This window comes from Hymenobacter sp. BT559 (assembly GCF_016427535.1).
Classification (GTDB): Bacteria; Bacteroidota; Bacteroidia; order Cytophagales; family Hymenobacteraceae; genus Hymenobacter.
This window is the reverse complement of the sequence record NZ_JAELXV010000002.1, coordinates 749,545-768,127: the sequence shown is the minus strand read 5'-3', so window position 1 is coordinate 768,127 and position 18,583 is coordinate 749,545. Positions and strand designations below refer to the sequence as shown.

At 56.0% G+C, this 18,583-nt stretch carries 17 protein-coding genes and 1 tRNA gene; 9 read left to right on the top strand and 9 right to left on the bottom strand.

Annotated features, from left to right (window positions below; translation table 11 throughout):
• Nucleotides 1-42: 42 nt before the first annotated feature.
• Nucleotides 43-1,194 carry a DegT/DnrJ/EryC1/StrS family aminotransferase gene (locus tag JAO77_RS09815; protein WP_213019360.1) on the top strand — a complete coding sequence of 384 codons (1,152 nt, stop codon included), beginning with the start codon at nucleotides 43-45 and terminating at the stop codon, nucleotides 1,192-1,194.
• Here the strand turns inward: JAO77_RS09815 and JAO77_RS09810 are convergent.
• The 4 genes from JAO77_RS09810 to atpD all read right to left on the bottom strand — a co-directional run bounded on the left by JAO77_RS09810 (nucleotide 1,191) and on the right by atpD (nucleotide 5,523).
• On the bottom strand, nucleotides 1,191-2,333 hold the full coding sequence (locus JAO77_RS09810; RefSeq protein WP_198990175.1) for a trans-sulfuration enzyme family protein: 1,143 nt from the start codon (nucleotides 2,331-2,333) through the stop codon (nucleotides 1,191-1,193). The two genes, JAO77_RS09815 and JAO77_RS09810, sit on opposite strands and share 4 nt — an antisense overlap.
• Before the next feature lie 45 nt (nucleotides 2,334-2,378).
• Nucleotides 2,379-3,503, bottom strand: a complete 1,125-nt coding sequence (locus tag JAO77_RS09805) for an AI-2E family transporter (protein ID WP_198990174.1) — start codon at nucleotides 3,501-3,503, stop codon at nucleotides 2,379-2,381.
• Nucleotides 3,504-3,661: 158 nt separating this feature from the next.
• Entirely contained in the window at nucleotides 3,662-3,904 is a 243-nt protein-coding gene (gene atpC, locus JAO77_RS09800; protein WP_144852524.1) for an ATP synthase F1 subunit epsilon, read from the bottom strand.
• A 116-nt stretch (nucleotides 3,905-4,020) separates the two neighbouring features.
• Nucleotides 4,021-5,523: a F0F1 ATP synthase subunit beta gene (gene atpD / locus JAO77_RS09795; RefSeq protein WP_198990173.1), complete on the bottom strand. Its 1,503-nt coding sequence runs from the start codon at nucleotides 5,521-5,523 to the stop codon at nucleotides 4,021-4,023.
• Nucleotides 5,524-5,752: 229 nt separating this feature from the next.
• Here atpD and JAO77_RS09790 point away from each other — a divergent pair.
• From JAO77_RS09790 to JAO77_RS09780, 3 genes are all read left to right on the top strand, one after another.
• Nucleotides 5,753-5,825: transfer RNA gene (locus tag JAO77_RS09790), tRNA-Gln, on the top strand.
• 251 nt (nucleotides 5,826-6,076) lie between these two features.
• On the top strand, nucleotides 6,077-6,430 hold the full coding sequence (locus JAO77_RS09785) for a site-specific integrase (protein ID WP_198990172.1): 354 nt from the start codon (nucleotides 6,077-6,079) through the stop codon (nucleotides 6,428-6,430).
• 69 nt (nucleotides 6,431-6,499) lie between these two features.
• Nucleotides 6,500-6,856: a hypothetical protein gene (locus tag JAO77_RS09780; protein WP_198990171.1), complete on the top strand. Its 357-nt coding sequence runs from the start codon at nucleotides 6,500-6,502 to the stop codon at nucleotides 6,854-6,856.
• Nucleotides 6,857-7,122: 266 nt separating this feature from the next.
• Here the strand turns inward: JAO77_RS09780 and JAO77_RS09775 are convergent, their stop codons facing one another.
• Together JAO77_RS09775 and JAO77_RS09770 are read right to left on the bottom strand one after the other, a co-directional pair.
• Nucleotides 7,123-8,349, bottom strand: a complete 1,227-nt coding sequence (locus JAO77_RS09775; protein ID WP_198990170.1) for an AlbA family DNA-binding domain-containing protein — start codon at nucleotides 8,347-8,349, stop codon at nucleotides 7,123-7,125.
• An 86-nt stretch (nucleotides 8,350-8,435) separates the two neighbouring features.
• Nucleotides 8,436-8,729, bottom strand: coding sequence for a hypothetical protein (locus JAO77_RS09770; RefSeq protein ID WP_198990169.1), 294 nt, complete (start codon nucleotides 8,727-8,729; stop codon nucleotides 8,436-8,438).
• A 1,012-nt stretch (nucleotides 8,730-9,741) separates the two neighbouring features.
• On the opposite strand from JAO77_RS09770, the gene JAO77_RS09765 reads away from it, so the two are divergent.
• The 3 genes from JAO77_RS09765 to pth all read left to right on the top strand — a co-directional run bounded on the left by JAO77_RS09765 (nucleotide 9,742) and on the right by pth (nucleotide 12,318).
• Nucleotides 9,742-10,671, top strand: coding sequence for a ribose-phosphate pyrophosphokinase (locus JAO77_RS09765; protein ID WP_198990168.1), 930 nt, complete (start codon nucleotides 9,742-9,744; stop codon nucleotides 10,669-10,671).
• Between the two features lie 230 nt (nucleotides 10,672-10,901).
• Nucleotides 10,902-11,474 (top strand): 50S ribosomal protein L25/general stress protein Ctc, encoded by a 573-nt coding sequence (locus JAO77_RS09760; protein WP_198990167.1) that lies wholly within the window; start codon nucleotides 10,902-10,904, stop codon nucleotides 11,472-11,474.
• Between the two features lie 277 nt (nucleotides 11,475-11,751).
• Nucleotides 11,752-12,318 (top strand): aminoacyl-tRNA hydrolase, encoded by a 567-nt coding sequence (gene pth, locus JAO77_RS09755; protein WP_198990166.1) that lies wholly within the window; start codon nucleotides 11,752-11,754, stop codon nucleotides 12,316-12,318.
• A gap of 53 nt (nucleotides 12,319-12,371) precedes the next feature.
• Here pth and metG read toward each other — a convergent pair whose 3' ends face one another.
• On the bottom strand, nucleotides 12,372-14,414 hold the full coding sequence (metG, locus tag JAO77_RS09750; RefSeq protein ID WP_198990165.1) for a methionine--tRNA ligase: 2,043 nt from the start codon (nucleotides 14,412-14,414) through the stop codon (nucleotides 12,372-12,374).
• Between the two features lie 251 nt (nucleotides 14,415-14,665).
• Here metG and JAO77_RS09745 point away from each other — a divergent pair, with 251 nt between their 5' ends.
• Complete coding sequence (locus tag JAO77_RS09745; protein WP_198990164.1) at nucleotides 14,666-15,367, top strand: hypothetical protein; 702 nt, start codon at nucleotides 14,666-14,668, stop codon at nucleotides 15,365-15,367.
• 105 nt (nucleotides 15,368-15,472) lie between these two features.
• On the opposite strand, the gene JAO77_RS09740 is transcribed toward JAO77_RS09745, so the two are convergent.
• Both JAO77_RS09740 and msrB read right to left on the bottom strand, forming a co-directional pair.
• Nucleotides 15,473-15,826 carry a hypothetical protein gene (locus tag JAO77_RS09740; protein WP_198990163.1) on the bottom strand — a complete coding sequence of 118 codons (354 nt, stop codon included), beginning with the start codon at nucleotides 15,824-15,826 and terminating at the stop codon, nucleotides 15,473-15,475.
• Between the two features lie 71 nt (nucleotides 15,827-15,897).
• Complete coding sequence (msrB, locus tag JAO77_RS09735; protein ID WP_198990162.1) at nucleotides 15,898-16,464, bottom strand: peptide-methionine (R)-S-oxide reductase MsrB; 567 nt, start codon at nucleotides 16,462-16,464, stop codon at nucleotides 15,898-15,900.
• Between the two features lie 204 nt (nucleotides 16,465-16,668).
• On the opposite strand from msrB, the gene typA reads away from it, so the two are divergent.
• Nucleotides 16,669-18,486 (top strand): translational GTPase TypA, encoded by a 1,818-nt coding sequence (gene typA, locus JAO77_RS09730; RefSeq protein WP_198990161.1) that lies wholly within the window; start codon nucleotides 16,669-16,671, stop codon nucleotides 18,484-18,486.
• The last annotated feature ends 97 nt before the right edge of the window (nucleotides 18,487-18,583 follow it).

Below are 18,583 nucleotides of genomic sequence, written 5' to 3'. Positions count from 1 at the left end.
GTTTAGACTAGCAGACTGCCCATTGCTTCTTCTTGCTTGATTTTGGACCGCATTTACCTTTCTCCCCCGCACCTAGGTCGCCACGAGCTCAACTACCTGCACAAAGCGGTAGAAGACAACTGGGTAGCACCGGCCGGCCCTAATTTGACCGGCTTTGAGGCCGATTTGTGCGCCTTCACGGGCGTAGGCCACGCGGTGGCGCTCCATTCGGGCACGGCCGCCATCCACCTGGGGCTGCGGCTGCTGGGCGTGGGACCGGGCGATGAAGTGCTGTGCCCGTCGTTTACGTTCGTGGCTACGGCCAACCCCATTGGCTATTGCGGCGCCACGCCGGTGTTCGTAGATAGTGAAGCCGATACCTGGAACATGTGCCCCGTGCGCCTGCGCGAGGCCATCACCGACCGGCTCAGATTAGGTAAAAAGCTCAAAGCCTTGCTGCTGGTACACCTGTACGGCATGCCCGCCAAGCTCGACGAACTGCTGGCTATTGCGCAAGAGTTTGGCTTGCCGGTGCTCGAAGATGCCGCCGAGGCCCTAGGGTCTCGCTACCAGGGTCGGCCGCTGGGCAGCTTCGGCGAGGTAAGCGTGTTCAGCTTCAATGGTAATAAGATACTGACTACCAGCGGCGGCGGCGCCTTATTAACGAATCGTGCTGATTACGCTGCCAAGGCCCTTTTCTGGGCTACGCAGGCCAAGGATGCTGCCCCGCACTACCAGCATTCAGAAGTAGGCTACAACTACCGCCTTAGCAACCTACTCGCGGGCATTGGTCGGGGCCAAATGGAATTGCTGGAGGACCGGGTGAAGCGCCGCCGCGAGATTTTTACCTGGTATAAGGAGAACCTAGCAGGCCTGCCCGGCCTGGCCGTAGCGCCCGACGCCGAGCTGCCCGGTAGCCGCGCTAATCGCTGGCTAACCACCGTGCTGCTCAACCCCGCCGAGCCGAAGGACGGCGCTAGCCAGACCAGCGCCACGCCCGAAAGCCTGCGCCAGCACCTCGAAACCCGCAAAATCGAGAGCCGCCCCCTCTGGAAGCCCCTGCACCAGCAGCCGCTGTTTGCCGACGCGCCCATGTATGGTGGCGCGGTGTGCGAGGACTTATTCGCCCGCGGCCTGTGCCTACCCAGCGGCACGGCCATGACCGACGACGACCAGCGCCGCGTAGTCAAGGCCGTGCGCGAAGGCCTGCTTTAGTCCAGCGCTTGCCCTAGGTCAGCTAGCAGCTCGGCGGGCTCTTCAATGCCCACGCTCAGGCGCAGCACGCCCGGCGTGATACCTAGAGCCCGACGCTGCTCGTCGCTGAGGCCGCGGTGCGAGGTTGCCGTAGGGTACGAGCACGACGACGCAACACCCGCCAGCGAGGGCGCCAGCGGAAACAGCTTGGTGCGCTGCACAAAGTCGTCGGCCGCCGCCACGGTATCGTTGGCAAGCCGCAGCGAGAGCATCCCCCCGTACAAGCCATTCAGCAGTTGTGCTTTGGCTAAATCGTGGCCGGGGTGCGTGTCGAGGCCGGGGTAAAAAACTTCCGCTACGGCTGGGTGCTTAGCCAGAAAGCGGGCCACGGCCAGCGCATTTTCTGAATGCTGCCGCATGCGCAGCCGCAGGGTTTTGAGGCCCCGCACGGCCAGCCAGCTATCCAGCGGGGCCAGCATCAGCCCCAAGTTAGTGGCCACTTGCCGCAGGCGCTTATTGAGGACTGGGTCGTTGGCCACTACCACGCCAGCCGTTACGTCGGAGTGGCCGGCCAGGTACTTCGTGGCCGAGTGCCACACCATATCGGCGCCCCAGTCCAGCGGGCGCGTTAGCATGGGCGAAGTAAACGAGCTATCAATAAGCAGCTTAATGCCTTGCTCGCGGCATGCCTGCGCCAGGCGGGGCCCGTCGAGCACTGTTAGCAAGGGGTTGCTCAGCACCTCAGCCAGCACCAACTTAGTATTAGGCTTGCGGTGCTGAGCCAAATCATAAAGTTGCGCCAGTGGCACATAGGTGGTTTCGATACCTAGGCGGCTCAACTCCTGCGACAGCAGCACCACTGAGCCACCATAGAGCTCGGCGGGGCACAGTACATGGTCGCCGGCCTGGCAGGTGGCCAGCACGGCCGCCAGCAGGCCAGCTAGGCCAGCGCCGGTGGCTACGCCGCCCGCGGCGCCCTCCAAGCGGGCTACTTCGGCCACCAGTTCGTCCGAATTGGGGTGCTCGGAGCGCGAGTAGCCATACATACCCCCGCGGCCGGGCGTAGTGTAGTAGTCTTCAAGCTCGGCCAGCGAGCTGAATTTGAAGACTGACGTCTGGTAGATGGGGGTAACTTTCGGGTGAATCGGGGTCAGGTCCATAGCAGGGCGAAGGTAGCGCCAGACTACTGCCGCGCCCGCGCTTACCTACTGGGTTCGGCGAATTTCTTCGGCCTCGCTGCGCACTTTCACCGATTCATCTACTATTTCTTCGGCTTTGGCCGTCAGCGTGTCGGGCACTAGGTGCAGCAATACCCGGTTTTCGCGGGCAAACACCTGCATCAGTACGATGAGGTACGACAGCAGCAGCGGCCCGATAACCAGCCCCACAATACCAAAAATATCGACACCTAGAGTCAGCCCCACCAGCGTCACCCAGGGGTGGATGTCGCCCATGTACTTCGCCATCCAGATGCGCAGCAGGTTATCCACGTTGATAATCACCACAACGCCTACTATCAGAATGCCAATGGCCTGCCCATTGTGCCCTTGGGTAAACTGATAAATGGCGGCCGGCCCCCACACCAGCGGGGTACCTAGTACCGGGATGAAAGCCATGAAAAACGCTATAACCGTCCAGAACATCGGCGACGGCACCCCGAATATCCACAACGTCAGGCCGGTCAATAAGCCCTGTACCAGAGCTACCACCCCTTGCCCCAGCACGTTGGCATTCACGTTATTGCGCAGCGACTCACTGAGCTCGTCCAGCGTCTTTTCGCGGAAGGGCAAGTAGCGGCGCAGGCCCGCCAGGAAGGTTTCTTCCTGCATAAATAGATAATACATCGTGAAGAGCATCAGGCCCACGATGACAATGACGTTGAGCACGCTGCTGGCCAGCGTTGGTATCCATTGGCTTACGCGCGCCGCACCTTGCTGCAAGAGTTGGCGCACCTGCGCCTGTTGCGTTACTTGAATGCCTAGTTTACGCTCGATATCTTGCACCGTCGCCAGAATTTGGTCGGTGTTTTGCGCCACTATCCGCACCTTGTCAATGAGCAGCGAGGTGAGAGCAAAAAAAGGAATGATGAGCACTACCACTGCGAAAATCAGCAGCAGCACCGTCACCAGCGTGCGGTTCCAGCCGCGCTTGTGCACCAGTGCCGTAAACCACGGGCGCAGCACTACATACAGGATGCCCGCCCCCAGGAAGGCCGTGAGGTAACCCAGCATCCCGTACAGGGCCAGCGCGCCAAGTATAAGCAGCGTGGCAATAAGCAGCAGGTAACGCTGGCGGGGGGTGTAAATATTGGTTTCAGCAGGAAGCGACATTGCGCAGAGGCCAGTAAAAAGGGAAGAATAGTCGCTGAACGAAAAAACGCCCCGCAAGGCTGAAGTACCCACCCAAACAACAGGCCCTAGGTAGCAAAAAAGCGCCCGCGCCGGCCAAAGCCAGCGCGGGCGCTCCCGCAATAGGTGTTATTCGTAACCTAGGCCGAGGCCGACTCGGCTAGCACGGTCACTTTGTTGCGCAGCACCTCCACGATGCCGCCGCCAATGTGAAACGTGCCGCCGCCCGCACCCGTCACAATCACGTCGCCCGTTTTGAGGGCCGCAATCAGCGGGGCGTGGTTGTTGAGCACTTCAAACGACCCATCGGTACCCGGAAAGCGCACCGAAGTAGCTTCGCCATCAAATACCTTGCGGTCGGGGGTGATGATTTCTAAATGCATTTCTTCTGTCATGCTGAGCTTGCGAAGCATCTTATCACGTTCGCAAGGTTCGGATTACTAATTTCTGACGAAAGCAGCCGTGATAAGATGCTTCCTTCGTCAGCATGACATGCGGTTTACTTGGCTTCAGCCACCAGACGCTCACCCTTGGCTACTGCGTCTTCGATGGTGCCAACCAGGTTGAAGGCCGACTCGGGCAGGTGGTCGTACTTGCCGTCGATGATTTCGTTGAAGCCTTTGATAGTGTCCTTGATGTCAACCAGCACGCCTTGCAGGCCAGTGAACTGCTCGGCCACGAAGAAGGGCTGCGACAGGAAGCGCTGCACGCGGCGAGCGCGGTTTACAGTCTGCTTGTCTTCTTCCGACAGTTCGTCCATACCTAGGATGGCGATGATGTCTTGCAGTTCCTTGTAGCGCTGCAGAATTTCCTTCACGCGCTGGGCAGTGTTGTAGTGCTCAGCACCGAGTACAGTAGCGTCAAGGATGCGCGAGGTCGAGTCGAGCGGGTCCACAGCTGGGTAGATACCTAGCTCGGCGATTTTACGGCTCAATACCGTCGTAGCGTCCAAGTGAGCAAAGGTGTTAGCCGGAGCCGGGTCAGTCAAGTCATCGGCAGGTACATACACGGCCTGTACCGAGGTAATCGAGCCGCGCTTGGTCGAGGTGATGCGCTCTTGCATGGCACCCATCTCGGTAGCCAGCGTGGGCTGGTACCCTACGGCCGAAGGCATACGGCCCAGCAGAGCCGATACTTCCGAACCCGCCTGCGTGAAGCGGAAGATGTTGTCGATGAAGAACAGGATGTCGCGGCCAGCACCGGTGCCGTCGCCGTCGCGGAAGCTCTCCGCAATCGTCAGACCCGACAGGGCCACGCGAGCGCGGGCTCCGGGGGGCTCGTTCATCTGGCCGAACACGAGGGTAGCCTGCGATTTTTCCATCTCGGCCATGTCCACCTTGCTCAGGTCCCAGCCGCCTTCTTCCATCGAGTGCTTGAACGCATCGCCGTAGCGGATGATGTTGGCTTCGATGAATTCGCGCAGCAGGTCATTGCCTTCGCGGGTACGCTCACCCACACCAGCAAACACCGACAGACCCGAGTAGGCCTTGGCTACGTTGTTGATGAGTTCCTGAATCAGTACGGTTTTGCCTACACCAGCACCACCGAACAAACCAATTTTACCACCCTTCACATACGGAGCGAGCAGGTCGATTACTTTGATGCCGGTGAAGAATACTTCTGACGAAGTAGCGAGGTCTTCAAAGGCAGGCGCGTTGCGGTGAATGGGCAAGCCGCCAGTGCTCACGGGCTGCGCGATACCGTCGATGGCCTGGCCAATCACGTTGAACAGGCGGCCTTTCACGCCGTCGCCGGTAGGCATCGTGATGGCGTGACCTAGGCTGCGCACAGCGGCACCGCGGGTCAGGCCCTCGGTCGAGTCCATGGCGATGGTGCGCACCCGGTCTTCGCCCAAATGCTGTTGGCACTCCAGCATCACCACCTGGCCATTGTCTTTGGTTACTTCCAGCGCATCGAAGATGTTGGGGAGGTCGCTTTCGCCCGCGAAGCTCACGTCCACCACGGGGCCGATAACCTGGGTGATTTTGCCCGAATTCGCCATTTGGTTTTGTTTTACTAAGTTAATACGTTTTGAGGGTGCAAAAGTACGCTCAAAACGGGGCTTTTCAAAGCTGTGCAGCGCCTAGGTTGGCTACCCACGCCCACCCTTCCTAAAACAGCCTTCAGAAACCGTTCACAAAGTTTTTTAAAAAATTTTTGACCTCCCTCTTGCGTCGTATCATTCTTTTTGTACCTTTGCAGCCCCGAACAGCACATCGCTCTAGGGACCTTGTCCGATGGTGTAACCGGCAACACGCTTGATTTTGATTCAAGAAAGTCCAGGTTCGAGCCCTGGTCGGACAACTCAGGCACACGATAGTGCCGCTGAATAACCCGAAAACGGCCTCCGCTCAATCTGAGCGGAGGCCGTTTTCGGGTTATTGGCATTTTGGCGTTTACCCAGTGAGCTACTCCGCCAAGATTATTCTGCGAATACCCGCCAAGCAGGACGGCACCTGCCTGCTGCGCTTGCAACTAGTCACCGACCGGGCGCCCCACCCTATCGGGCTCAATAGCAGCTGGTGGCCCGAACTCTTCGACGACGCTACCGGCATTTGCCCCACAAGAAGACGCACGACATACTGCCGCTCACCACGCGGGCCATCGGCTACCTAGGGAATGCCTGGCAGGAGAATGAGCTGCCCGGCTTCTACGACTACACCGACCACTATTCTAATTGTCTGCTTCAGCGCCTAGGTTGGGCGCTGGGCCTGACTATGGGACCTGCCCCACCACGTGGGCCGCGAGGCCTTCGCCACCAACATCGGGCGGGTCGGGGCAAGGCCGAGGTATTGCAAAAGCTGCTGGACCACAAAGACAGCAAGACCACGAGGAAGTACGTGCACGTGGACGGCGACACGAAGCGAGCGGCAATTGCTGCGAGGAAGGCTGCGCAATTCACTGCCTAGTGAGTAGCTAACGCCTTATCTCGCAGGGGCAGACCCGCTATTTTTGAAACATCACCTATTTCATGCCTCATGCTCAAACACCTCGCGCTTGCTCTGCTGCTTGCCACCAGCGCTGCTTCTCCCGTCTTTGCCCAGGCTACCCCCGGCACGCCCACCAGCCAGCCCAAACAGTTTTGCCGCCTGTACGTGTCGCTACGGGCGAGTTCTGACCGGGCACTAACAATTGCGATGGCGTATGGGCAGGAGTCTAAAAAGGCTCCCCTAGTAGACAGTCGCTTGGAGGAAGAGGCTACTAAGGTTGCTTCTTTTGACTCGGAGTCGCAGGCCTTCAATTACCTAAGTAGTAGAGGGTGGGAGCTAGTAGGCTATCAGTACCTAACTGGTGCTTATGTGGTAGCGCAGTTCCAGCGCTCGCTTTCTCACTAGCACCAGCTTAGAAAAGGGCGGTCACTACCTACCGTAGCGGCCGCCTTTTTCTGTATCAAGTAATCCAAGCTTACATAATAGTAATGGGAGCTGCTACTACACTTGAGAGCGAGGTGGCAAAGGCACGAGGGTTAAATACTTCAGGGCTGGTGCGTATACTGACTTCCAATGAGTCTAGGTGGCTAGGTATATCCTAGGTACTACTGACATGACACAAAAAAGCCCGGCCGGTTGGTCGGACTTTTTTATTTCTATTGTCGCAAAACTCATTTTGCAGTGTTTTGCAAAATATCAATTTCAATAAATTTATTAATGTGCTTGGCAATATTGGCACCGAATATTTTAATATCAACTATAAGTTTCTTTCCAAAACATCCAAGAGGTAAAAATATTCTTATTGGAACCTTAAACGCTTTAGATGGAATACCATGCTTTAATTGTCCTATAGAAGAATGAATAATGTAACTATTGTTGTTTTCAATTACTTCAGGATACTCTAGCCTCTCCCAATTGGATAAGGGAATTGTAGGCCCGAATGAGCTAGGCTTTGAAAATTTTTCAGGGGCTATCAAAAAATCAAAGTCTCCTCTAATGGAGAATTCTAAAGATACATCTTCTATATACTTCTCGCCTGCATTAATAAGTTTAAAATTTATTTTGCTAGATTGCTCTTCAAAAACACAATAAGCATCATCTTCTCTATACGTTTCTGTGACCTTCGCTAGATTTTCTCTCAATGTACTCAAATCTCTTTGTTCGTATGAACCAAAGGGATTACTAGGCATGAGTAAAGGCAAATTACATGCAATAAGAGATGCATCTAATTCAGCAAGTGGGCCCTCTTTTATCCTGTTTTGTAAACGACTTAGATTTTCAAGTTCTTTTTCCTTTTGTTTTATAACTTCCTCAATTCTTTTTCTTGCGCTTCTAGAAGGCAGAATAAATTCTCCACTTTCATAAAGCCCGAATCCACTATCGCAATCTAATTCTACACTAATAAAATTTTTAAAATCATCTTTTTCCAACTTATTAGCAAACATTCTATCAATATCCCTACGCAGTAAACGAGTTTTAAAAGAACCTTTTCTAACGAAGCTTTCACCCCTTTGAATAGTGTCATTATCTTTCACACTGTAATCCTTCTTCATCATGTATGGCTGGTCAACACAACTATATATTCTAAAATAAGCTAATTTTTTATCATCAAAATCAAAAGCAGAATATTCAAAACGTAACTCCGGCTCAATATTGTCATTGACTAGCTTTTGATATATAGCATCATCAATAAAATTATCTATTCCTAATATATCCCTTCTACCATCGGGATAATGCTTAACGCCAATAATTATAAATCTATCGCCTCTTGTATCAGCATTCGCCATTGCAATTAGGTCTTTAAGGAGCTCTCCAAACATCTCCTTCCGATAAGGAACCTTTTTAAAATCAAGATTAGTATTCTCGTTTTCGTATTCAATTAATTCTCTCAAGTCCATATATAATAAGCAAGTATTGTTTAATGTTGATAGCACTTTAAATATTTAAGCGTCCCCAGCTTTAGCGCCTAGCGCCCCAGGGCCGCTCAGACCAAGCGTATAAGACACTGCTGGCACGCCCACTGGCCCCAGCGTTTGGCCTGGGCCGCCTCCAGCAGCTGCACTGGGTGCCCACAGCGCGTGAGCTGCGCGCAGGTGCGGCTACAATGGTAGAGCCGGGCATGGGCGCCCTGGCACACGTACACCGTATCGGTGAGGGGCGCGGGGCGAGCCAGCCGCCGGGGCCGCGCGGTGGCTGCCAGGTCCGGGAACGGCGGCAGGATGGTAACGCCAAGCACAAAGCCGAGCAGCAGGCAACAAGAGAGTAGAAAGTGCTTCACGGCTACCAAGATAGGCGGCGCCGCAAGCTGGCACAACTTTGTTGTACTAGGTTTAGCAACAAGGCGCTAGACGCAAAAAGCCCCGGCCATTCATCGGTTGGGGCTTTCGTTTTAGTTAGCGCGACACTAGCAGTACGTCACTAGCAATTACTCACTACCAATAGGTCTTTTCAGCCAAAGAGCACCCACCGGCTTTTGCCATCCTTGCCCCAGCGGCGACCGGGCCCCACAAAGCGCATAAAGTCAGGTGCCCCAAGCGCTCGCGCCCGCCGCTTGTAGGAGCGCCAGTTACTCGGGCTGTATGTGGAGGGCCACCTTCCCCTCAAACAGGTAAACTAGAATAGTAAGAGCCAGAAGTACTTGAGCGGCTAGGCTTCGCTGGCTTTATCCAGTTCGTGAATACCCGATGATACCAAAATGAGCGGTTTGAGAAGCTCGAACGCAACACAAATCAAGCCTACCTCTTTTCACTAGCTGCGAAAGGGTAGTCTCGGTTTCATACGACTTTTACGCCGTGGGCATACCTAGGGCTCTCGCCACTGATACCTACCCCAACCAGAAGGATATAGCTGCTTCAGCAGCCCTAGCCGACGTGTTAATTTTTGGCAGTTGTGCATTTATTCCGCCGCAATTCCTTAAACCTATCGCAACTTTGCAGGCGCAAACCGCTGCCTATTGGCAGCCCTGCTAAGTTTCGACCGCATGAGTAAGCAGCCGCCGCAGCCCTTAGCTTCCGAAAGACCCGACCCTAGTAGTTGGGCACGCGCGGAGTATCTGGCGGGTTGGCTGCCGCAGCGGCCTTGCTTTACATCCTGGGAAACGTTGTGGCAGCAATGCCTCGCTACGACTACCCTACGCTGCAATTTTTATAAAGGCGCTGGCTGTTCCCCTTCGGGAGCAAGCCGGCGCCTTTCGCTTTTTACCCCGGCGGGGCAAGCCACTGCTCGCCCCACTGGCTTCAGGCTGTTCTCTAACATTTACTACGGCAAGCTACCACTTGCTTCCTTCTTCGATGGAACCCATTGTTAAGATATTCGCCGGCACTGCCTCGCAAGAGCTGGGCCGCCACATTGCCGAATGCTACGGCCAGCCGCTGGGCGACCTCACGGTGCAGCGCTTTGCTGATAACGAGCTAGGGCCCAGCTTCAACGAGAGCGTGCGCGGCTGCGAAGTCTTCCTCATTCAGAGCACCTTCCCGCCCTCCGAGCACCTCATGGAGCTGATGCTGATGGTGGATGCCTGCAAGCGGGCTTCGGCGCACAAGGTCAACATCGTGATGCCTTATATGGGCTACGCCCGCCAAGACCGCAAAGACAAGCCCCGCGTGAGCATCGGGGCCAAAGTGGTAGCCAACATCATCCAGAGCGTGGGCACCGACCGCCTCATGGCCTGCGACCTGCACGCCGGCCAGATTCAAGGCTTCTTCGATATTCCGGTAGACCACCTCGATGGGGCCACCGTTACGGCGCCTTACATCAAGTCGTTGAACCTAGAGAACCTCATCTTTGCCTCGCCTGACGTGGGCGGCGTGGTGCGCACCCGTGCCTATGCCAAGAAATTTGGGGCCGAAATCGTAGTCTGCGACAAGATGCGCCTGCGGGCCAACGAAATCGCCTCGATGCAGGTAATCGGCGACGTGAAGGGTATGGATGTAGTATTTGTGGACGACATGGTGGACACGGCCGGCACCATCTGCAAAGCCGCCGACCTCGTGATGGAGCGTGGGGCCCGCTCGGTGCGCGCTGTTATTACGCACCCGCTACTCAGTGGCCCGGCGCACGAGCGCATTCGGGCGTCGTCGCTCACGGAGCTGATTACGACCGACACAATTCCGCAGCGCGAGGCCAATGACAAGATTCGGGTGATTTCGGTGGCCCCGCTGTTTGCGGCGGCTATTCGCAATGTAGTGACGCACGACAGCATCAGCTCGCTGTTTATTTAATCGGTGCTTGTATAACCCCACCCCCAGCCCCTCCCCTCCGGGAGAGGGGAGCCTAATGACTGCTAGCGTTATCAAACGTCTGGTTGCGGTCGGCTCCCCTCTCCCGGAGGGGAGGGGTCGGGGGTGGGGTAACTACGCAAGGCTTGCTTTTGCCGGCCTAAAGCCGTACCTTTGCGGCCCGTTTCGGCAAGGTTGCCGGGCGGCTAATTCATTCCAAACCAACTTCTTTTATGAAAAGCCTAGAGATTGTAGGGTTTAAAAGAGCGAATCTCGGCAAGACGGACGCCAAGGCACTGCGCCTCGACTCCCAAGTGCCTTGCGTACTGTACGGTGGTGCCGAAGCAGTGCACTTCTCGGTGCCCGCCATCCTGTTCCGCGAGTTGCTGTACACCCCGGAGGCCCACATCGTGGACCTGAACGTGGAAGGCACGCACTACCGCGCCATCGTGCAAGATGCTCAGTTCCACCCCGTCAACGAAATGCTGCTGCACGTTGACTTCCTGGAACTGCAGGAAGGCAAAGAAGTGAAAATGGACATCCCCGTGAAATACGTAGGCGTATCGCCGGGCGTACTCGCCGGTGGTAAGCTGGCTAGCAAGCTGCGTAAGCTGAAGGTGAAGGCTACGGCCGAAAACCTGCCCGACTACGTAGAAGTTGACATCAGCACCCTAGAGCTCGGTAAGTCGGTGAAAGTAGGCGCGGTGCAAACCAACAACTACACCATCCTCACCAACGCCCAGGCTCCTATCGCCACCATCACCATCCCGCGTGCACTGAAAGGCGAAATGGCCGCTAACCGTTAATCGCAGATTCAAACGGATTTTTAGGATTGAACGGATACGCCTGCTGCGCAGGCTGCCTACCCGGACGGCCTTCTTTCCGTTAAGCAGTTTAACTGCTGCCACTGCGTTGTTTTGCAAAAGAAAAAGGCTGCTTTACAAGCAGCCTTTTTCTTTTGCCTAGTACTTACTTCAAGTTGGCCTGCTTTGCTACTATCACATCAGCTAGCCTCAAGCATTGCCAGCTAGTCAGCCTGCGCAGCAGGCGCATCCGTTCAATCCTAAAAATCCGTTTGAATCTGTGGTCTTTTTGGTTCTTGCCTTAGGCAATATCGGCCCTGAGTATGCCGACACGCGCCATAATATTGGCTTTATGGTGGCCGACTACTTGGCCGAAAAATTTGAGGCGCCGCGCTTCGCCCTAGGTCGCCACGCGTTCACTACTGAGTTTAAAAGCAAAGGCCACACCTACGTGTTGGTGAAGCCTACTACATTCATGAATCTTAGCGGCAAAGCGGCGCAGCATTGGCTGAGCACGCTGAAGATTCCGGTCGATAATATGGTAGTCGTGACCGACGACCTGGCCTTGCCCTTTGGCAAGCTGCGCCTGAAAGGCCAAGGCTCGGCGGGTGGGCACAACGGTTTGAAGGACATCCAAGCCACCCTAGGTACCGATAAATACGCCCGGTTGCGCTTTGGCGTCGATGCCAATTTTTCGAAGGGGCGCCAGGTTGACTATGTGCTTGACCCTTTCTCGGCCGACGAGCAAATTGACCTTCCGCTGCGCATTGAGAAAGCTGGCGAAGCGGTGCTGGCCTTCGGAGCGATGGGCCTGGAGCGCGCGATGAACGTGGTGAATGTCAAATAAAAAAGGTTAATCCGCGAATGCAAAAACGGCTGTCCTGCTGAGCTTGCTACTTGCTATAGGATGCTGCTGCCGTTGCGCACGGCGGCGCCGGGCTGCATCAGGGCCAGGCTGCCATCGGCGTTTTCGGCCAGCAGCAGCATGCCTTGGCTCTGGATACCTTTTATTTCACGGGGCGCCAGGTTCAGCAACACCATGGCCTGCTGCCCAATCAGAGCCTCCGGAATAAACGACTCGGCGATGCCGCTGACGATGGTGCGCTGGTCGAGGCCGGTGTCAATCGTCAGCTTAAGCAGCTTTTTGGTTTTGGCTACTTTTTCGGCGGCGATAATAGTCCCGACGCGCAGGTCCATCTTGCCAAATTCCTCGAAGCTTACGTTTTCCTTCGCGGCCGTAACCGGAGTGTTAGCCAAGGCATTGGCTTGCTTGGTGTCAAGCAGCTTTTGCACCTGCGTGTTCACCACAGCGTCGTCGATTTTGGTGAATAGCAATGCGGGCTCTTGCAGTTGATGTCCAGCTGGCAGCTGCTCGGCGCGAGCAGCACTCTGCCAATCGCCGGGCTGAAAATTCAGCATATTAGCCAGCTTGGCGGCCGACTCGGGCAGGAAAGGCGTGAGTAGCGGTACCAGCGCGGCGGCCACTTGCAGGGCTACGTGCAGCACAGTGCCGGTGCGCGCTGCATCGGTTTTGATGAGTTTCCAGGGCTCGGTTTCGGCCAGGTACTTGTTGCCGACGCGGGCTAGGTTCATTACCTCGGCTAGGGCGTCGCGGAAGCGGTAATTTTCGATTAGCTCCCCTACTCGCGCCGGAAACTCGCCTACTTGCCGGAAAACCTCTTCGTCAATCTCGGTTAGCTCGCCGCGCTCGGGCACCTTCCCCTCAAAGAACTTCTGCGTGAGCACGGCGGCGCGGTTCACGAAGTTGCCTAGGGTGGCAACCAGCTCGTTGTTGTTGCGCGCCTGGAAGTCTTTCCAAGTGAAATCGTTATCCTTGGTTTCGGGCGCGTTGGCACAGAGCACATAGCGCAGCACATCGGCCTGGCCCGGGAAATCCTGCAAGTACTCGTGCAGCCACACCGCCCAGTTGCGCGAGGTGCTGATTTTGTCGCCTTCTAGGTTCAGGAATTCATTGGCGGGCACGTTATCCGGCAGGATGTAATTGCCGTGCGCCTGCAGCATTACTGGGAAAATAATGCAGTGAAATACGATATTATCCTTACCGATAAAATGCACCAGTTTGGTGCCGGGGTCCTGCCAGTACTTCTGCCACTCGTCGGGGAAGCCTTCCTTGGTGGCCGAGATGTAGCCAATGGGCGCATCAAACCACACGTACAGCACTTTACCTTCGGCGCCGGGCACTGGCACGGGCACTCCCCAGTCAAGGTCGCGGGTTACGGCGCGGGGGTGCAGGCCCTGGTCAATCCACGATTTGCACTGGCCGTACACGTTGGTTTTCCAATCGTTTTTGTGACCCTCGATTATCCATTCGCGCAGCCAGGGCTCGTATTGGTCGAGGGGCAAAAACCAGTGCTTGGTATCACGCAGCACGGGCGTGTTGCCGCTCAGCATCGAGCGCGGATTGATTAGCTCTGTGGGGCTGAGCGACGTGCCGCAGCGCTCACACTGGTCGCCGTAGGCATTTTCGTTGCCGCAGTTGGGGCAGGTGCCCACCACGTAGCGGTCGGCCAAAAATTGACCGGCTTGCTCGTCATAGAGCTGCTGCGTAGTTTGCTCAATGAATTTGCCTTCCTCGTACAGCTTCTTAAAAAACTCGCTCGAAACCTCGGCGTGGGTTTTGGAAGACGTGCGCGAATACACGTCGAACGACACGTTGAACTCGCGGAAAGAATCGCCGATAATCTTGTGGTATTTATCGACAATTTGCTGCGGCGTAACACCTTCTTTCTGAGCCCGAATAGTAATGGGCACCCCGTGCTCGTCGGAGCCGCAAATAAATTTTACGTCGCGGTTTTGGGCACGCAGATACCGCACGTAGATGTCGGCTGGTAAATAAACACCGGCTAGGTGGCCGATGTGCACCGGACCATTGGCGTAAGGCAGGGCCGCGGTAACCGTATAGCGTTCTGGCAATGAGTTCATTGTAAACAACTGTAGTACTTCTTTAGCGAAGCGCCGTATTACTTAGTGCGCAGTTTAATTAGCACTGCTGACGATAATTAAGTATACTCGCTGCGAAAATTATTTCGAGTAAAAAACCACCTAGGGCGAAGAGCATAGCAGCTAACAACCTAACCACCGGCGCCGTTTGCAAATCAGCTACTTGCATGAGGCGTGGGCTGTCAATTTCAGTCAGCTTTCACCGCGTTTATTTTCCCATTTCACCTGTACTCATGGCCAAAAAAACTAATCCCGAAGCTGCTGATGCGGTAGCTTCTCCCAAGCGCACACCGCAGGAAAAAGCCCAGCGCAAAGCCGATAAAGCTAGCCGCCGCGCCAGCCAAACCCTTACCAATAGCCAAGCCGAGAAAAAGGCTAGCCAGAAGGAAACGCTTAAAACGGCGGCCAAGCAGCTGCAGAAAGAACTAGATGCGCGCATGAGTGAAATGGTCGCTCGCATCCGCAAAGAAACGAAGGCCAAGCTGAAAGAGGTAGTGAAGGAAGCCACGCGCCGCCTCGACGTAGACACCGAGCGCATGTTTGAGCAGGCCCTGCACACCATTGTGCGGCACTACGACTCGGTGGCACCGGGCCGCAGCACCGACTTAAGCTTTCCCGCCCCAAGCGCCAACGCTGCCGACGCGGCAGCGGAGCCTAGCACCAGCAAAGCCCCCAAGAGCAGCACTAAGAAGGCCGCTGCCACAAGCAAAACCGCCCCAGCGCCCAATGCAACACCGGCCGCCAACAAACGCAGCCGCTCTGCGGCTACTGCGACTACCCGCAAGCCCGCCGCTAGCGCTGCCCCGGCCGCCAGCCCTAGCCGCGGTGGACGCTCGAAGCGCGCTGCCGCTGATAACGTAGTGGCGGAGGGCGCCTCCGACCTCAGCACGCCGACCGCTACGACCAACGATGGCGTAGCTATAGATAACGTTTAGCCTAGGCCCTAGGCCGGTTTTAATACGATGCTGCCTACCTAGGCGCTTGGCTTCCGCACTATAGAAGCTAGGCGCCTAGGTAGGCAGCATTGTGTTGTGTAAGTACTAAGGGCGGCGCAGGGTATCGGCAATCGACTGGTCGATGCGCCGCAGGCGTGTTTCGGGCGTGGTGAGGTTAGCGTCGTTGGTATTCATCGTTTCGGGGCGCTTGGTGCGGTTGATGTCCGACGCCTCTTCCCCAAGGCGCATTACATTGGGAGTGGCATCGGGCACGGGCGCGCCGGCCCGGCTAACCGTGCCGTTTGATTGGTAAATGGCGCGGCGGTCAGCGTCCGAGTTTACTTCGGTCGGGATGCTGCGCGGGGCAGCGTTTTCGGCGGTTTGCTCAGTGGCCGTGCAGCTTGCCAGCAGCGCGGGCCCAGCCAGCCAAGCTAGGCGTAGATAAGTACGAAATGACATGATTATCAGCAAAGAAGGCGGCCCTAGGTGGGCCGCCTTCTTTAAACGCAACTCGAAGCTAGGAGTTGGGCTTACTTCTTTTCAAATAGCATGGCGTCGGAGTCCATGCAGTAGCGCTGGCCAGTGGGCTTGGGGCCATCATCGAAGATGTGCCCTAGGTGGCCTCCGCACTTGGCGCACACTATCTCGTCGCGGCTCATGCCAAAGCTTTTATCGGACTTCACTTTTACGCTGGCGTCGGTGGCTGGGGCGTAGAAGCTGGGCCAGCCAGTGCCCGACTCAAACTTGGTGGACGACGAAAACAGCAGGTTGTGGTCGGCGGCGCAGTAATAATTACCGGCGGCGTGGTTATCAAAATACTTGTTGTGGAAGGGCGGCTCGGTGCCCTCCTGGCGCAGGATGTAGTACTGCGCAGGCGTCAGCAGCTTCTTCCACTCGGCATCCGATTTCACCACCGCAAATTCGCCGGCCTTGCCCGTCACGGGCTGGGGCTGCGGGTACTTGGCTGTGGTAACAGTGGCACCTTTAGGGCCGGTGGGCACCGCCGCCACGGTTTTGGACTGGTCGGCGTGGGTTTGCGAGCAAGCGGGCGTGAAGGCGAGTGAGCTCAGCAGAAGTGAAAGCAAGGAGAGGCGCATAGTTACTAAGGGGGTAATTGACTAGCTAACAAACGCGAAAACCAAGTCGTTCGGATGTAGTGCCGTGCTTTTAAAGAATAGCAAAACCGGAATTTTAAAAATCTAAAAAGTGTCTGTATCCGAGCCAGGTAATAACTAGATAATTGTGCGGATGCCGGATTTGTGCCTGAGAATCCGTACCTTTGCGGCCGCAAAAACTTACGTATGACTCAGAACATTCGGAATATCGCCATCATTGCCCACGTTGACCACGGCAAGACGACTTTGGTGGATAAGATTATCCACGCTTCTAAGATTTTCGACGCTCACCAGCAGTTCGATGACCTTATCCTCGACAACAACGACCTAGAGCGGGAGCGTGGCATCACCATCGTCTCGAAGAACGTGTCGGTACGCTACAATGGCGTAAAAATCAACATCATCGACACCCCTGGTCACGCCGACTTTGGCGGCGAGGTAGAGCGCGTGTTGAAGATGGCCGATGGCGTGCTGCTGCTCGTGGATGCCTTTGAAGGCGCCATGCCGCAGACCCGCTTCGTGCTGGGCAAAGCCCTCGACCTGGGCCTGAAGCCCATCGTGGTGGTGAACAAAGTAGACAAGGAAAACTGCCGCCCCGACGAGGTGCACGAGCAGGTTTTCGACCTGATGTTCAACCTAGGTGCCACCGAAGACCAGCTTGACTTCGTAACCCTTTACGGGTCGAGCAAGCAGGGCTGGATGAGCACCGACTGGAAAGTAAAAACCGACACCATCACTCCGCTGCTGGACGCCGTAATCGAGTCGATTCCGGCCGCCCCCGTCAACGAAGGTACCCCCCAGATGCAGGTTACCTCGCTCGACTACTCGTCGTTCGTAGGCCGCATTGCCATTGGGCGCGTGCATCGCGGTACCCTGAAAGAGGGCGCCAACATGAGCCTGATGAAGGCCGACGGCAGCGTGAAAAAAGTAAAAATCAAGGAGCTGCAAGTATTCGAAGGCCTGGGTCGCACCAAGGTAGCCGAAGTAAGCAGCGGTGACATCTGCGCCGTAACCGGTATCGAAGGCTTCGACATCGGCGATACGCTGGCCGACGCCGAAAACCCAGAGGCCCTGGCACGCATCGCCATCGACGAGCCAACGATGAACATGCTGTTCACCATCAACAACTCGCCGTTCTTTGGTAAGGAAGGTAAGTTCGTGACTTCGCGTCACTTGCGCGACCGTCTCTTCAAAGAAACTGAGAAGAACCTGGCACTGCGCGTGAAAGAAACCGACCGTGAAGACACCTTCCTGGTGTTTGGCCGGGGCATTCTGCACTTGTCGGTACTCATCGAAACCATGCGCCGCGAGGGCTACGAGCTGCAGCTCGGCCAGCCGCAGGTGCTGTACAAAGAGGACGACAATGGCAACCGCATGGAGCCCATCGAGCACCTAGTAGTAGATGTGCCCGAGGAAACCGCTGGCAAGGTTATCGAGCTGGTAACGATGCGCAAAGGTGAGCTGACCATCATGGAGCCCAAGGGCGACCTGCAGCACTTGGAGTTCAGCATTCCGAGCCGGGGCCTTATCGGCCTGCGCAACAACGTGCTGACTGCCACTGCTGGTGAAGCCATCATGAACCACCGCTTTGCCTCGTACGAGCTGCACAAAGGCCCGATTCCGGGCCGCATCTCGGGCTCGCTGATTTCGCTGGAAAGCGGCCCCGGCACGGCTTATACCATCGATAAGATGCAGGACCGCGGTATCTTCTTCGTAGACCCAGGTGAAGAAGTGTACGGCGGCCAGGTTATTGGCGAGCACACCCGCCCCAACGACCTGACCATCAACATTCAGAAGGGCAAGAAGCTGACCAACATGCGTGCTTCGGGCTCGGACGAAAACGTGAAAATTGTGCCCAAGCGCCAGTTCTCGCTGGAAGACGCCATGGAATACATCCAGAAGGATGAGTACCTGGAAGTAACGCCGAAGTCGGTACGCATGCGCAAGATTTACCTCGACGAAAATGAGCGCCTGCGTTACGCAAAGACCGCCGACGCCCAATAATCGCAGATTCGAACGGATTTTTAGGATTTCGCGGATACGCCTGCTGCGCAGGCTGACTAAGCGGACAGAGTGGGAAAGGCTGCCTTTGGGCAGCCTT